The 13909-nt window shown below is 59.1% G+C and carries 13 protein-coding genes and 1 tRNA gene; 7 read left to right on the top strand and 7 right to left on the bottom strand.

Going from position 1 to position 13909, the window contains the following annotated elements:
* The first annotated feature begins 83 nt into the window (after positions 1-83).
* Entirely contained in the window at positions 84-1004 is a 921-nt protein-coding gene (locus L2I46_RS21470; RefSeq protein ID WP_032453414.1) for a LysR family transcriptional regulator, read from the top strand.
* A 384-nt stretch (positions 1005-1388) separates the two neighbouring features.
* On the opposite strand, the gene ldtA is transcribed toward L2I46_RS21470, so the two are convergent.
* From ldtA to nac, 3 genes are all read right to left on the bottom strand, one after another.
* Positions 1389-2330 (bottom strand): L,D-transpeptidase, encoded by a 942-nt coding sequence (ldtA, locus tag L2I46_RS21465; protein WP_023290298.1) that lies wholly within the window; start codon positions 2328-2330, stop codon positions 1389-1391.
* 78 nt (positions 2331-2408) lie between these two features.
* Positions 2409-3359 carry an HTH-type transcriptional regulator Cbl gene (cbl, locus tag L2I46_RS21460; protein WP_004180456.1) on the bottom strand — a complete coding sequence of 317 codons (951 nt, stop codon included), beginning with the start codon at positions 3357-3359 and terminating at the stop codon, positions 2409-2411.
* A gap of 106 nt (positions 3360-3465) precedes the next feature.
* On the bottom strand, positions 3466-4383 hold the full coding sequence (gene nac, locus L2I46_RS21455) for a nitrogen assimilation transcriptional regulator NAC (protein WP_004203498.1): 918 nt from the start codon (positions 4381-4383) through the stop codon (positions 3466-3468).
* Between the two features lie 330 nt (positions 4384-4713).
* Between nac and L2I46_RS21450 the strand changes: the two genes are divergently transcribed.
* Positions 4714-4789 (top strand) — tRNA-Asn (locus L2I46_RS21450).
* Positions 4790-4883: 94 nt separating this feature from the next.
* Here the strand turns inward: L2I46_RS21450 and L2I46_RS21445 are convergent.
* Both L2I46_RS21445 and L2I46_RS21440 read right to left on the bottom strand, forming a co-directional pair.
* Positions 4884-6518: a Na+/H+ antiporter gene (locus L2I46_RS21445; RefSeq protein WP_236948216.1), complete on the bottom strand. Its 1635-nt coding sequence runs from the start codon at positions 6516-6518 to the stop codon at positions 4884-4886.
* A 139-nt stretch (positions 6519-6657) separates the two neighbouring features.
* Positions 6658-6939, bottom strand: a complete 282-nt coding sequence (locus tag L2I46_RS21440) for a hypothetical protein (protein WP_236948215.1) — start codon at positions 6937-6939, stop codon at positions 6658-6660.
* Positions 6940-7001: 62 nt separating this feature from the next.
* Between L2I46_RS21440 and acuR the strand changes: the two genes are divergently transcribed.
* The 3 genes from acuR (at position 7002) to L2I46_RS21425 (ending at position 9731) form a co-directional block, all read left to right on the top strand.
* Positions 7002-7706, top strand: coding sequence for an acrylate utilization transcriptional regulator AcuR (gene acuR, locus L2I46_RS21435; RefSeq protein WP_032429190.1), 705 nt, complete (start codon positions 7002-7004; stop codon positions 7704-7706).
* Positions 7703-8680 (top strand): acrylyl-CoA reductase (NADPH), encoded by a 978-nt coding sequence (acuI, locus tag L2I46_RS21430; RefSeq protein WP_023290302.1) that lies wholly within the window; start codon positions 7703-7705, stop codon positions 8678-8680. Before acuR ends, acuI begins: the two co-directional genes overlap by 4 nt.
* A gap of 118 nt (positions 8681-8798) precedes the next feature.
* Entirely contained in the window at positions 8799-9731 is a 933-nt protein-coding gene (locus tag L2I46_RS21425) for a nucleoside recognition domain-containing protein (protein WP_048336040.1), read from the top strand.
* Here L2I46_RS21425 and L2I46_RS21420 read toward each other — a convergent pair.
* A complete protein-coding gene (locus tag L2I46_RS21420; protein WP_236948214.1) occupies positions 9642-11264 on the bottom strand; it encodes an alpha/beta hydrolase in 1623 nt (540 codons plus the stop codon). The two genes, L2I46_RS21425 and L2I46_RS21420, sit on opposite strands and share 90 nt — an antisense overlap.
* Before the next feature lie 272 nt (positions 11265-11536).
* On the opposite strand from L2I46_RS21420, the gene pmrD reads away from it, so the two are divergent.
* On the top strand, positions 11537-11782 hold the full coding sequence (gene pmrD, locus L2I46_RS21415; protein ID WP_023290305.1) for a signal transduction protein PmrD: 246 nt from the start codon (positions 11537-11539) through the stop codon (positions 11780-11782).
* Between the two features lie 129 nt (positions 11783-11911).
* A complete protein-coding gene (locus L2I46_RS21410) occupies positions 11912-13366 on the top strand; it encodes an AMP nucleosidase (RefSeq protein WP_135718862.1) in 1455 nt (484 codons plus the stop codon).
* Between the two features lie 481 nt (positions 13367-13847).
* Here the strand turns inward: L2I46_RS21410 and L2I46_RS29820 are convergent.
* Positions 13848-13909 (bottom strand): IS1 family transposase (locus tag L2I46_RS29820; RefSeq protein ID WP_140410632.1); only part of this gene is annotated, 62 nt, incomplete at its 5' end.

Genomic DNA, 13909 nt, shown 5'->3' with positions numbered 1-13909 from the left:
CGGCAAGATCGGGCGGATAAACAAGCGACTTTGTCCCTCATTGTTTGTAATATCCAAACAATCGATGAAAGACAGGATAAGAAATGGATCGTTTCGATGCGATGCGCGCCTTTGCTCGGGTGGTGGAGGCAGGGAGCTTCACGAAGGCTGCCCAAACGCTGCATATGAGCAAAACCACGGTGACGCAACTCATTCAGCAACTGGAAGCGCGACTGCGCGTCAAATTGCTCCATCGCACCACCCGCAAGCTTGGAGTGACTCCCGATGGCGCGGTCTACTACGAGCGCGTCATCCGCCTGCTGGCGGACATGGAGGATGCTGAAAACAGCCTGTCCAGTGCGGCGATGACGCCCAGGGGACGGCTACGGGTGGATGTGCCCAGTCCGCTAGCCCGCCTCATCCTGGTGCCGGCGCTACCGGCTTTCCACGCCCGCTACCCTGATATCCAGTTCGACATGGGCGTGAGCGACCGGAAGGTAGATCTGATCGGCGACAACGTGGATTGCGTCCTGCGCGGTGGCGAAATCACCGACCAGTCCCTAATCGCACGCCATGTCGGCGATTTGCCAATCGGCGTCTACGTCGCCCCCCGTTATGTGGAACGCCTTGGCGCTCCCGCACACCCGCGAGAGCTGCAAAATACTGACCATTGCATAGTGGGATTCTTGTCCTCACGCACCAGTAAGATTGATCCTTTGGTACTGCGCAGTGAGAATGAACGTATTGAAATCACGGGCAACTACGTCCTTGCCGTGGATGATGGCAATGCTTACCTCGAAGCTGGGTTAGCTGGCTTAGGCGTGATTGCGTTGCCCAACTATATGGCGGCAGCGCATCAGGCCGTTGGCGCTTTGATTCCATTATTTACACAATGGCGGATTAGCCCAATGCCTCTGTACCTGGCGTTTCCACCGAACCGCCATGTCAACGCCAAGCTGCGCGTTTTTATTGACTGGATCGTTGAAGTGATGCAGCAGCATGTCCCGATTGCCAACAATAAGTAACGACATCCCAGCCCCCTGATTCGCTTATCAACGACGATGGGGGTCAGTAGTAGTGACTGTGGTCAGGCGTGTTTTGACAATAGGGATTCTGCAGCACTCATCAGTATTATATTCTGGATATTGGCTATCATAACGGGGATCTTCGCTTTCATGGACAATGGCAGCCAAAAAAAAGATCCTCAGTAACATTATTAAGTCCATAGATATATTTGCAGACTTTATCATCTCCGCCTGAGCCTCTCCTGGCGCCCTCATTAACACGCCATCACCGCCACTGTTGATAAGTTAAGGATCGGTTTCCCGATCCTTATCCCCAACAACGTTGAATGCATCGACAGCACAAGAGCCTTCTTACAATAGCCGTTAATCAGGCTAAACGACCCGCTACAAACTCCCCTGCGCCGCTGTGGCGCTGATATTCACCGGCATGCCGGAGCGGCGCTGCAGGGTTTGCTCGGCCTGCGAAGGACTCACTCCCGGCCCCTGAGTAAATTCGCGCAGCGCCGAGGTCATCGGCAAGGGGACTTTTCTGTCGGATTCAAATTCCGCCCGGTTGCGCGACAGCGGCTCGTGCACCTCCAGCCAGTGGCTGCCATCCGGTTCCACGGTGTACTTCACCGGCTGATCGATCAGCTGGACGCGCGTCCCCACCGGTACGTTATCAAACAGGAATTTAATGTCGTCATTGCGCAGGCGGATGCATCCCTGGCTGACGCGCAGCCCGATGCCAAAGTTGGCATTGGTGCCGTGGATGGCGTACAGCCTGCCGATATAGATCGCATACAGCCCCATCGGATTATCGGGGCCGGGCGGCACCATCGCCGGCAGGGTTTTGCCCTCTTTCGCATATTCACGGCGGGTATTGGCGGTCGGTACCCAGGTGGGCCCTTCCTGCTTGCGCTCTACCGCCGTCACCCAGTTACGCGGCGTTTCGCGTCCCGCCTGGCCAATGCCGATTGGCAGGACTTCCACGCTATTGCCCAGCGGCGGGTAATAATAGAGGCGCATCTCGGCGACGTTGATAACGATCCCCTCACGCACGGTGTCAGGCAGGATCAGCTGCTGCGGAATAGTCAGCGTCGAACCGGAGTGCGGCAAATAAACATCGACGCCGGGGTTCGCCTCCAGCATATTGCTCAACCCTTGGCCGTACTGGGCGGCAAAGCTTTCCAGTGGTTGAGTGTTGTTCTCCGGCACGGCAATGGTAAAAGCGCTGCCCACCAGACGGCTCCCCTCCGGCGGCAGCGGATAGCTGACGGCCAGCGCGCTGTGGCTGGCGAACAGCATCAGCGCCGAACAGAGTAATGTCACACGCCGCATCGTCATTTTCCCTTCCTCAGTCGCGACTCTCGTGTGTGAATTATAGCGGCATTTCCTCTCCCCGATCCGCTGGCCAGCATTTCCTTAGATCTGATAGTCGATAGCGGCCTCTTCCGGCTCCATCGCCTGGCGCTTGATCTCATCCAGCGACAGTCCGGCATTGCACAATTCGATAAAGCGCCAGACGTAATTACGCTGCAGCTGACCCCGCTTCAGTCCCAGCCATACGGTATTGGCATCAAACAGATGGCGGGTATCGAGCCGCGTAAAGGTGTCCGCTTCGCGGGCATCCCCGGACTGCTCGGCAACCAGCCCGACGCCCAGCCCCAGCTCGACGTAGGTCTTGATCACATCGGAATCCTGGGCGCTCAGCACAATATCCGGCATCAGCCCTTTGCGGTTGAAGGCCTCATCGATCCGCGAACGGCCGGTGATCCCCTGGCGATAGGTGATTAACGGCCAGCGGGCAATCGCCTCCAGCGTCAGAGGAGACACCTGGGTCAGGGGATGGTCTTTGGGTACCAGCAGGCTGTGATGCCAGCGGAACCAGGGGAAAGCCGCCAGCGTCGGGTCGTTGCTCAGACGCTCGCTGGCGATGCCGATATCCGCTCCGCCGTTATGCAGCAGCGCTTCGATTTCCTGCGGGGTGCCCTGCACCAGCTCGACGCGAACGTCGGAGAACAGCTCGCGGAAAGCTTTAATCACCGGGGGCAGGCTGTAGCGCGCCTGGGTATGGGTGGTGGCGATGGTTAAGACGCCGGAGGCATCGTTAGTGAAGAGATCCGCCAGCCGCCGGACGTTGCTGGCTTCATTGAGGATCCGCTCAGCAATGGATAACAGCGCTTTACCCGGCTCGGTCATGCCTAACAGGCGTTTGCCGCGACGGATAAAGATCTCAATCCCCAGCTCCTCTTCCAGTTCCCGGATATGGCGGCTGACGCCTGACTGCGAGGTATAGAGCATATTCGCGACTTCCGTCAGGTTGTAATCCTGACGGGCCGCCTCACGGATAATTTTCAGTTGCTGGAAGTTCACCCTTTCCTCCGGGCCAATGGACTTAACGTATCTGCTATTGTTAAAGTCTGTTGTCCCGGGTAACAAATAATAAAAACCAGCAACTTATTCCTTAAGAGAATATAGCCTAACTAACCAGCTGCAGTTCGCGGTTCTCCAGCGACGGACGGCTCACCAGAGACAGCAGGATCTCCTTCACCGCCTGCGCCTGCGGCGACAAACCGCCGCGCGCCGACATGTTCAGCGACAGCGACAGGCTCATTGACGGCGTGCTAATCCGCGCCATCCAGCCGTTCGCCGCGCCGCACAGGGAGCGGGCAGCGGATTCCGGCAGGACCGTCGCCCCCATGCCGCTGGCGATGGCCGCGGTCAGGGTGGTAATGGATTCGATCTCGCCGATAATTTTCGCCGACAGACGACGCAGGGTGAACGCCTCGGTGACCCGCGCCCGTACCGCGCTGTAATCCCGCGGCAGGAACAGGTTCATCTCCGCCACCGCCGTGAGGTCCACGCTCTGCCCCGGGCAGTCGCGGGTGCCGACCAGGTAGAGGTCTTCTTTCAGCAGCGGCTGACTGACGATGCCGGCCACCGGCGAACGCTCATACAGCACCGCCATATCGAGCTGGCCCGCCAGCAGCTTGTCATTCAGCGCAGTGCCGCTGCTTTCCTGCAGATAGACCATCACCTCGGGCAGCTCATTACGCACAGTCTGCAGCAACGGCATGGTAATGGCGGAGGCCGCTGTGCCCGGCGCCAGGCCGATCGAGACCTGGCCACGCAGCGTCTGGCCGACGTTATTGACCGCCAGCTGCGCCTGCTCACACTGGCGCAGAATGGTCCGCGCATGGGTATAAAGGATTTTACCGGCTTCCGTTGGCGTGACCCCTCGCTTGGTGCGTATCAGCAGCTGCTGGTCCATTTCACCTTCCAGGGTCGCGACCTGCTGGCTGAGGGCCGGTTGGGCGATGTGCAAGACTTCAGCGGCCTGGGTCAGACTGCCGATATCGACGATTTTCACAAAATATTTCAGTCGTCTTAAGTTCATTTTGCCTCCTGTAAGGAACGCCAGCGTCAACGCTGGAAGTATGATGAAACTGGTTTTGCAATTTGCTTGCCAGCTTTTCATTTCCGCTGCCGTTGCCCGCCACAGGCGGTGTTATAAGGGATAGTGATAGCAATCCGGTTTTTATTTGCCCGGTAAGCAGATTGTGGTATGCCCCATTAGGGGTACATTCGCACTACAACGGTGCAATCTGGTGAAAAAAACAGCGCATGCGCGGGGGTTGCTGAAATTGTCAGCAGTCGAACGCAATTCTTTGAATCAGGCTTTGACAAGGCCGGGTGGCATCGTTAATATGCGCCCCGTTCACACGATTCCTCTGTAGTTCAGTCGGTAGAACGGCGGACTGTTAATCCGTATGTCACTGGTTCGAGTCCAGTCAGAGGAGCCAAATTTAAAAAGCCTGCTTTCGAGCAGGCTTTTTGCTTTTCCGCGCCAGCTGCGCTGCCGGAAGGCGAAGGATCCCCCCTCCGGCGATGGCGCCCCTAGCGCAAGCTCTCTTCCTTCAGGTCTATCTCTCGCAGCACCTCATAAAAGGTGATATCGCTAATGTTGTGGGCGCGACGCAGCCGGAACAGCTCCTGACGCTGGGCGATAATGACCTCTCTTTGCATATATTTCTCCAGCCTGGCGCGCTTAGCCAGCTCCAGCCCGACGTCCTGCCCTTCGTCATTGTCGTTATAGTGCAGCCGCCGCTGGTAGGTTTCCAGCAGCATATTGCCGGCATCAGCCCGCAGGGCCTGCTCAGTCGGATCCTCCACCGGCTCGTCGAGTAGCGCATTCAACCGGTTGATAGCCACTTCGGTCATGACGGCGCCAATATCGTCTTTGCCGGTGTCATGGGGTAAATCATCGGCAAGATAGCGGGTCATAAACGGCAGACCGATAGCCGCCACCACCAGCGACATCAGGATCACCGCCATTGAGAGAAAGATCAGCAGTTCGCGGCCCGGGAATGGTGAACCATCCGCCAGCACCGCCGGCAGCGTCAGAATACCGGCGAGCGTCACGGAGCCTTTGACCCCCGCCAGCGCCATGACGGCGAGGATGCTGAATCGCGGACGGACGGTGATGGCTTTGCCCCGGCGTTTGCGGCGAAAAATGGTCAGCGTCATCGACAGCCATACCCAGGCGAAACGCATCAGACCGAGCGCGAGAGTGATGGCCACGGCGTACAGCAGCAGATACCAGGGCGAAGGGACGCCGGCCTGGCTGGCTACCGCCGGCAACGTCCTGAGCATGCGGGGCAACTGCTCGCCCAGCATCAGGAAGATCATCCCGTTGAGGGTAGTCTGCAGCATGGACCACACCGCGCTGCTTTTCATGCGCGTCGCGGGTAGCCGGGGCCCCGACAGCTGTTCATAGTGCATCGCAATGCCGGCGGCGACGGCAGCAAGAATGCCGGAGACATGGAACGCCTCGGCCAGCAGGTAGGCGGCGAAGGGGATAAGCAGGCTGATCAGGATCTGGATGGCCGGCTCCTCGCGGGTGCGCCGCACCAGAAAGTTATTACATTTGCCGGTGACCCACACCACCACGAGCCCACTGAGGATGCCCCCGAACGCCATCAGGAAAAACTTCATCACCGCCTCTCCCGGGGAGAAGCTGCCGGTCAGCACCGCGGCGATGGCGAAATTAAAAGCGACGAGGCCCGAAGCATCGTTTAACAGCGATTCCCCTTCGAGGATATGCGCCATCCGGGAAGGCAGCGGCGAGCTGGCGGTCATTGCCGATACCGCCACCGGATCGGTGGGTGACAGAATCGCCGCCAGGGAAAACCCCGCCGCCACGGTGATCGCCGGAATAAGCCAGTGAATAAACAGGCCAATGCCGAGGATAGTGACCATCACCAGGCCTATCGCCAGCGACAGAATCGGCTTCATATCGCGGAAAAACGCGTCTTTCGGGATCCGCCAGCCATCAAGGAAAAGCAGCGGCGGGATAAACAACAGCAAAAAGATGTGCGGATCGAAATCGACCTGAAAACCACCGGCGGCCAGCGCGGCGCCCGCGGCGATCTGGATCAGCGGCAGCGGCACTTTAACGGGCAGAAGATGGGAAATGAACACCGTCACCACGATGGCCATCATAAAGACCAGCACAATAGCGATTAGCGACATTCATCCCCTCCTTTGACGGCAATATTCATTCTGTACATCAGGCTGTTATTCCTTTTTCGCAGGTGTGGTTTCGGCGGCGGGTTATTTATCCAGACGCCGATAATAAAGGACAGGCTTTCCTGCCTTGCGGCGTTTTTATTTAAACTGAGGTGGCAACCGCCGCCCCTTCAGGGGGGACAATGTGTTTTATCATGCCGGAGTTGTCAATCCGCCAGGGTCTGCAAATCATCGCCAGCCCGGCAATATAATCGCTACCATTCATCCTTATCATTCCGTGGCGGCCAGAGAGATATATGGTCAGCGGAATAGTCTCAGCGGATTGATATTCTCTGCAGCAGCCGCGCGGAGAACCACGCATTAATAATTGATGATAATCCGCGTCGCCTTCTGCCTCGAAATCCCGCCCTTCTCTGCCATACATAGCTTGCCCCCCACCGGGATTGGGGGTACCCTGACAAACAATTAAACCATACGGTCTAAATGATGAATCCCGCTACCTCCGCCAACCAGAAGCCCCGCCGCGGCCGACCGCCAAAGGCCGATCGCCAGTTTGTCGACACGCGACAGGCGCTGATCCGCTCGGGCCTGGAGGTGCTGACCGAAACGGGCTATCTCGCAGCGGGTATTGATGCGGTGATCAAGAACATCGCCGTGCCGAAGGGGTCGTTTTACCACTGTTTCAAAAGCAAGGAGGCCTTTGGCCTCGCCGTGCTTGCCGCCTATGGCGACTACTTTGCGCATAAATTAGATAAATTCCTGCTGGACGACGCCGTGCCGCCGCTGGAACGGATGGCGGCCTTCGTGCGTGATGCCGGTCAGGGAATGGAGAAATACCAGTTTCGTCGCGGCTGCCTGGTAGGCAACCTGCTGCAGGAAGCTCCCCTGTTGCCCGAGGCATTTCCCCAGCGGTTGCAGACCATCCTGGCGGCATGGGAGGCGCGCGTGGCCCGCTGCCTGCACGAGGCGCGGGCTGCCGGGACGATCGCCAGCGACACCTCGCCGGAGGCGCTGGCCCAGGTGTTCTGGATCGGCTGGGAAGGCGCGGTGATGCGCGCCAGGCTGGTCCAGTCCGCCGCTCCCCTTAACCAGTACTGGGATTTCTTTGCGCACACTATGATGACAATAACACCTGCACAGGACGGCGATAGCGCCGATAACTCCCTTCAGACGAGGAATACTCAGTCATGAAAGCATTAGTTCTGGACCAGATTGACAACCGCACCGTGGCCGACGTCAAAGCGATTGACCTGCCCGCCCTCACCGAAGGCGACGTGCGGGTCGCCATCGACTGGTCGAGTCTCAACTATAAAGATGCCCTGGCGATCACCGGCAAAGGCAAAATCATCCGCCAGTTCCCGATGGTGCCGGGGATTGATTTTGCCGGCCGGGTAAGTGAAAGCCGCGATCCGCGCTTTGTTCCCGGCCAGGCCGTGATCCTCACCGGCTGGGGCGTGGGCGAAAACCACTGGGGCGGTCTGGCCACCGAGGCCTGTGTCAAAGGCGACTGGCTGGTTGCCCTGCCGGAGGCGCTCAGCGCGCGCCAGGCGATGATCATCGGCACCGCCGGCTTCACCGCGATGCTGTGCGTTGATGCCCTCGTCAGCGCGGGCATCACCCCGGAAAGCGGTGATATCCTGGTCACCGGCGCCAGCGGCGGGGTCGGCAGCACCGCCGTGGTACTGCTGAAAGCGCTCGGCTACCGGGTGACGGCCGTATCGGGCCGCGAGTCGACGCACGACTACCTTCGCCAGCTCGGGGCCGACGCCATCCTGCCGCGCAGCGACTTTGCAGAGACCCGCCCGCTGGAGAAACAGCTGTGGGCGGGCGCGGTGGATACCGTTGGCGGCACGATGCTGGCCAAAGTGCTGGCGCAAACGCACTATCGCGGCTGCGTCGCCGCCTGCGGTCTGGCCGGGGGCTTCGATCTGCCAACCACCGTGATGCCGTTTATTCTGCGCAATGTGCGTCTGCAGGGGGTGGATTCGGTGATGGTGCCCACCGCAGAACGCGACGCGGTGTGGCAGCGTCTGGCCCAGCTGCTGCCGGAAAGCTACTATCAACAGGCAGCCACCGAAATCACGCTGGAGCAGGCGCCAGCGTATGCCGCAGATTTCCTCAGCAACAATATTCATGGCCGCACGCTGGTCAATATCGGCCAGTAATCCTCTCCTCCCGGCGCCCCACGGCGCCGGTCCCCGGGGCGATCCTGAGATATCATTTCCTTCCCCACGGGATTATGATGACGCGAACGAATGGCTTTGCGAGTGGTAAAGAACGTAAATGGATGTCATAAGCATCATTATGGCGGCGGGCAAATCGTCCGTTGACGTCGCGCTGTATACGCTGTTGCCGATCATGGTGATCATGCTGATTATCATGAAATATCTGGAGGTCCGCGGCATCCTCGATGTGATTGTGCGCTGGGTTGCGCCATTGCTGAAGCCCTTCGGCTTAACCGGAATGAGCGCCTTCGCCCTGATCCAGATTAACTTTGTCAGCTTCGCCGCCCCGCTGGCCACGCTGTCGATTATGGACAAACGCGGCGTTTCTGACCGGCAAATGGCCGCCACCCTGGCCATGGTCTTCGCCATGGGGCAAGGCAACGTCTTTTATCCCCTCACCCCTTTCGGCCTGCACTGGCTGGCCTCGATCGTTATCTCAGTGGTCGGCGGCCTGTGCGCGGCGGCGGTCGCCTGGCACGTCACCGGACGGCGCCTATCGGTCGCCGAGAACCCTCGCGCGGAAGCGCTGCCCAACGCCGAGCAGAACAGTCAGGGCATTCTGGCGGTGATCAACAGCGCCGGCTCCGACGCCATCCGCCTGGCGCTCGGCGCGGTGCCGATGCTGATCCTGTCGTTAACCATCGTCGGACTGCTGCAGGGCGCTGGCGTCATCGACCTGCTGCAGCAGCTGCTGAAACCGGTGCTCGGCTGGCTGCATATTCCGCAGAACTTTGTCCTGCCGGCGCTGGTGAAGTGCGTCGCCGGGGGCACCGCTTATTTTGGCGTCATTTCCGAGCTGATCCAGCAGGGCAAAGTCACCGTCAGCCAGGTCAACGCCTCGGCAGGCCTGCTGATCCAAACCTTCGATCTGCCCGGAATCGGTATTTTCCTCGGCATCAGCTCACGGTTTGTCCGCCTGTTTCGCTTCGTGGCTCCCGCGGCGATCGTCGGCATTCTGCTGCGCACCGTCCTGCACCTGATCCTCTTTTAACGCCTCCGCGCTGGCCTGCGCCTTCAGGCAGGCCACCACCGCCGCCTGCTCGCCGCAGGCGATATGCTCATCGACGCGGGCCAGCATCCACGGAAAGAAAGGATTGGAGGTGACGCGCATTAACGTCTCCAGCCCCACGCTCAGCGTCCCGGTCTCTCCGCGCAGTGAAATGGTGCCCAGGCTAATGCCGTAGCGGTTCTTCTCGTCCGGCTCACGACCATACAGCGAGTCGCTCAGGGGAAACGGCACTGCCACATGCGACAGGGAGTACATATCCGCCGGCCAGGCAAGGTGTAAAGGATAACGATGCTCTTCCCGTTCCTGCGCCAGCGTGGTACGGGCGATGGTCTGCAGGGTGTGCGCCGTCGCGTTGGTCACCACCGTCGTGGTATAGGCCCGCGGCGCCGGCGGCAACAGCGTATTCACCGCCGCATAGAGCGCGGGACGGAACAGGACCCGGAGATCCGCCGCCTGGTTTATGTCGAACACCACCAGCTCGCTGCCGTTGTCCGGCAGGTAGCGATACAGGGACTCCACCACCGCCCGGGTGCTGACGGTGGAATCCATTATCGACTGAAAGGTGAGGACCGGCGGCAGCGCTTTCAGTTCCCCCTGACGGGACGCGCGAATAATCTGCTGCTGCAGCGCCTGGCTCAACAGCCAGGACTGTCTCGCCGCTTTTACCGGAAACGAGTTGTACTTGAACGGATTAAACTCAGGCGCCACGTTCAGCCAGGCCGCGCGGGCAAACGCCGGGAAGATGGATGGCAGCCCGGCGAGACCGGCAAAACGGGCAAACGCCGTCACGCCGATCATCGGCGACAGCAGGATAATCTGCTGCGGCTGGCGCAAGTGGCTGTCCTCCAGGCTATCGAGGGCATACTTGAGCGCCAGCGCGCCGCCGTTAGAGTAGCCGACCAGATGCAGCGGCACGTCCGCCCCGGCCAGACGCGTCGCTTCCCGCACCGCCAGACGCGTTGCCGCCAGCCAGGTCTCCCAGTCAACGGCGGTTAACGCCCCCGGCGCGGTGCCGTGGCCCGGCAAACGCGGCGCCACCGCCACATAGCCCCGCTGCCGCCAGAGTTGCGCCAGATAGCGCACGCTGTAGGGCGAATCGGTCAGGCCATGGAGCAGCACCACGCTGCCGCGCGGCTTGCCCTGCGGCAACAGTATAAAAGAACGGTTCCAGTCCTGCGTAAACTGTCCCGGCCAGACGCGGCTGTGGCGATAAAAGCGGTTGACGGGGGTTTTATCTTCCTCCGGTAAAGCATCCGTCACCTCGCGCTGGAGATTGGCGAAAATGGTCTTCTCCCGCGCCAGATATTGGGCAAAGGTCGCCTGGTCGATCTCTTTGGCCGCCATCTCATTGCCGCGCCAGGTATGCCAGCGATGCAGCGCCGGGCCGCGCTGCGACTCATAGATCCGTCCGGCGAGAAACACCACCAGCAGCGCCAGCAGCGCAATGCTCCCTTTTTTCAGCAGTGAGCCGATAACGGCGCCCGACGTTCGCCAGTGTCGTAATAGATGCTTCATAACGCTCTCTCTGATATTTATCGCGTAGCCGGACGCGTTCTGCCCTATTCCTGGCAGACGTTTCTCACGGTCTGCTTTTCAGCATAGTCATCGCTTCCGGCAAATTAAACCCGGCAGATCATTCCCTGCCGGCGAAAAAAAACCTACCGCTGAGATCATCGTTTGGTCGCCTATTTTTAAACACTGCATAAACCAGCGGGATAATCTTATTGTCAGATTTTTAAGAAACATGAATTATCGGCGGATGTGTCACCAGGAGAGGAAAAAAACAGATGGAGTGGTGGGTAAAAAAAGTCCAGGATAATTCTCCGTCCAGCCCCTGCCGCGTCGTGCTCCAGAGCGGCGCACTGGAGATGATCGCTGAGATTGAAGCCTGTCGCCTCCGCCTGCGGGAAGGGGATAAACTCACACCGCTGGCCGATGCGCGCTATTGTCTGAATAATAATCCGGCGCAGACATTGAAGATCCGCAACGCCAGCCATTATAGCAGCGCGCGCTGGGCAAACGCCGGTAAATAAATCGAGTCCGGCCCCTGTGCCGGTATTGATCTGAGTATCTTCGCAACTGACAGATAAATTCCCCTTCGCCCTTTTCCCGCTGTGACATACTATCGGGAATGTCAGCAGACCTGAAACAAGGAGCGAATCATGAATAACAAGGCCGCCAGTCTGACCCCGGAACAAGCGCTTGCCGAGCTGGAAGCGCGCTATGAGGCCTCGGTCACGGCGTTGCGCAAAGCCATTGGCGACTATATTGACCATCATACGCTCCCTGATACCGAAGCCCGCGCGGAAGGCCTTTTTGTCTATCCGCAGCTGTCGGTCTCCTGGGGCGGCGCCGATCATAAAGCCCTTAAAACGCGCGCCTGGGGACGTTTCACCCATGCCGGGTGCTATACCACTACCATCACCAACCCGAAACTGTTCCGCCACTATTTGCTCGAACAGCTGACCCTGCTCTATCAGGACTATGGCGCCCATATTAGCGTCGAGCTGTCGCAGCATGAAATCCCCTACCCTTACGTGATAGACGGTTCCACTCTGACCCTTGACCGTTCGATGAGCGCCGGTCTGACGCGCTATTTCCCCACCACCGAGCTGTCGCAGATTGGCGATGAGACCGCGGACGGCCTGTTCCATCCTACCGAGTTCTATCCGCTGTCGCACTTTGACGCCCGGCGCGTCGATTTTTCGCTGGCGCGTCTGCGGCACTATACCGGCACCCCGGCGGAACACTTCCAGCCCTATGTGCTGTTCACCAACTATACCCGCTACGTGGATGAGTTTGTCAGCTGGGGCTGCAGCCAGATCCTCGATCCTGACAGCCCCTATATCGCCCTCTCCTGCGCCGGCGGGATCTGGATCACCGCCGAAACCGAAGCGCCGGAGCAGGCCATTTCCGATCTGGCGTGGAAGAAGCACCAGATGCCGGCCTGGCATCTGATCACCCACGACGGCAAAGGGATCACCCTGATTAACATTGGCGTCGGCCCGGCCAACGCCAAAACCATCTGCGACCACCTGGCGGTGCTGCGCCCGGATGTCTGGCTGATGATCGGCCACTGCGGCGGCCTGCGTGAAAGCCAGGCCATCGGCGACTATGTGCTGGCCCACGCCTATCTGCGCGACGACCATGTACTGGATGCGGTGCTACCGCCGGATATTCCCATCCCCAGCATTGCCGAAGTGCAGCGCGCCCTGTACGACGCCACCAAGCAGGTGAGCGGGATGCCGGGCGAGGAAGTGAAGCAGCGGCTGCGTACCGGGACGGTGGTCACCACCGACGACCGTAACTGGGAGCTGCGCTATTCCGCTTCCGCGCTGCGCTTTAATCTCAGCCGCGCGGTGGCTATCGATATGGAGAGCGCGACCATCGCCGCCCAGGGCTATCGCTTCCGCGTCCCCTACGGCACGCTGCTCTGCGTCTCGGACAAGCCGCTGCACGGTGAGATCAAGCTCCCCGGTCAGGCCAACCGCTTCTATGAGGGGGCCATCTCTGAGCATCTGCAGATCGGCATTCGGGCCATCGACCTGCTGCGCGCCGAGGGGGATCACATGCACTCGCGTAAGCTACGCACCTTCAACGAACCGCCGTTCCGCTAACCGGCGACGGGGGAAGAGAGAGGAAAACGCTGGCGTTCCCCGCAGGGGAGCGTCAGTGCCCGGGTGAGCGAGACAAACGGCCCGGCGGTGGCTGCGGATTATGAGTCCGCAAGGAAACGGACAGACAGAAAAGCAAAAAGCCTGCTCGAAAGCAGGCTTTTTTAAATTTGGCTCCTCTGACTGGGATCGCCTTTGCCATTAACTGGCTGATTGATAAGCTAAAGTAAAATTTCTTGGTTGTCAAGACCACCAGAATGACCACCATTTAGATTATATATCTAGAATGGTGCTAATCAGCGCGCCTATTAAAGAGGATGTGAAATCTTGAGCTCATTTGATCTACTGACACTAATTTGACGCTCCATCAATTGTGCTTCATGTAAAGCTGCATCACTGAAACTTTTACCAGTTAGAAGAGTATCAATTGCTTTAAATAATGACGAATCAAACTGGTTATGAAGCCATTGGGTGATGCTTCCAATTAGTAGAACATGTGTTTTTCAATAAACGTCCCGATGACTTTTTCGTGGATCTCTACTGAAC

The organism is Klebsiella sp. 2019SCSN059 (assembly GCF_021739525.1).
GTDB lineage: Bacteria > Pseudomonadota > Gammaproteobacteria > Enterobacterales > Enterobacteriaceae > Klebsiella > Klebsiella quasipneumoniae.
This window is presented reverse-complemented; position numbering and strand designations above follow the sequence as displayed.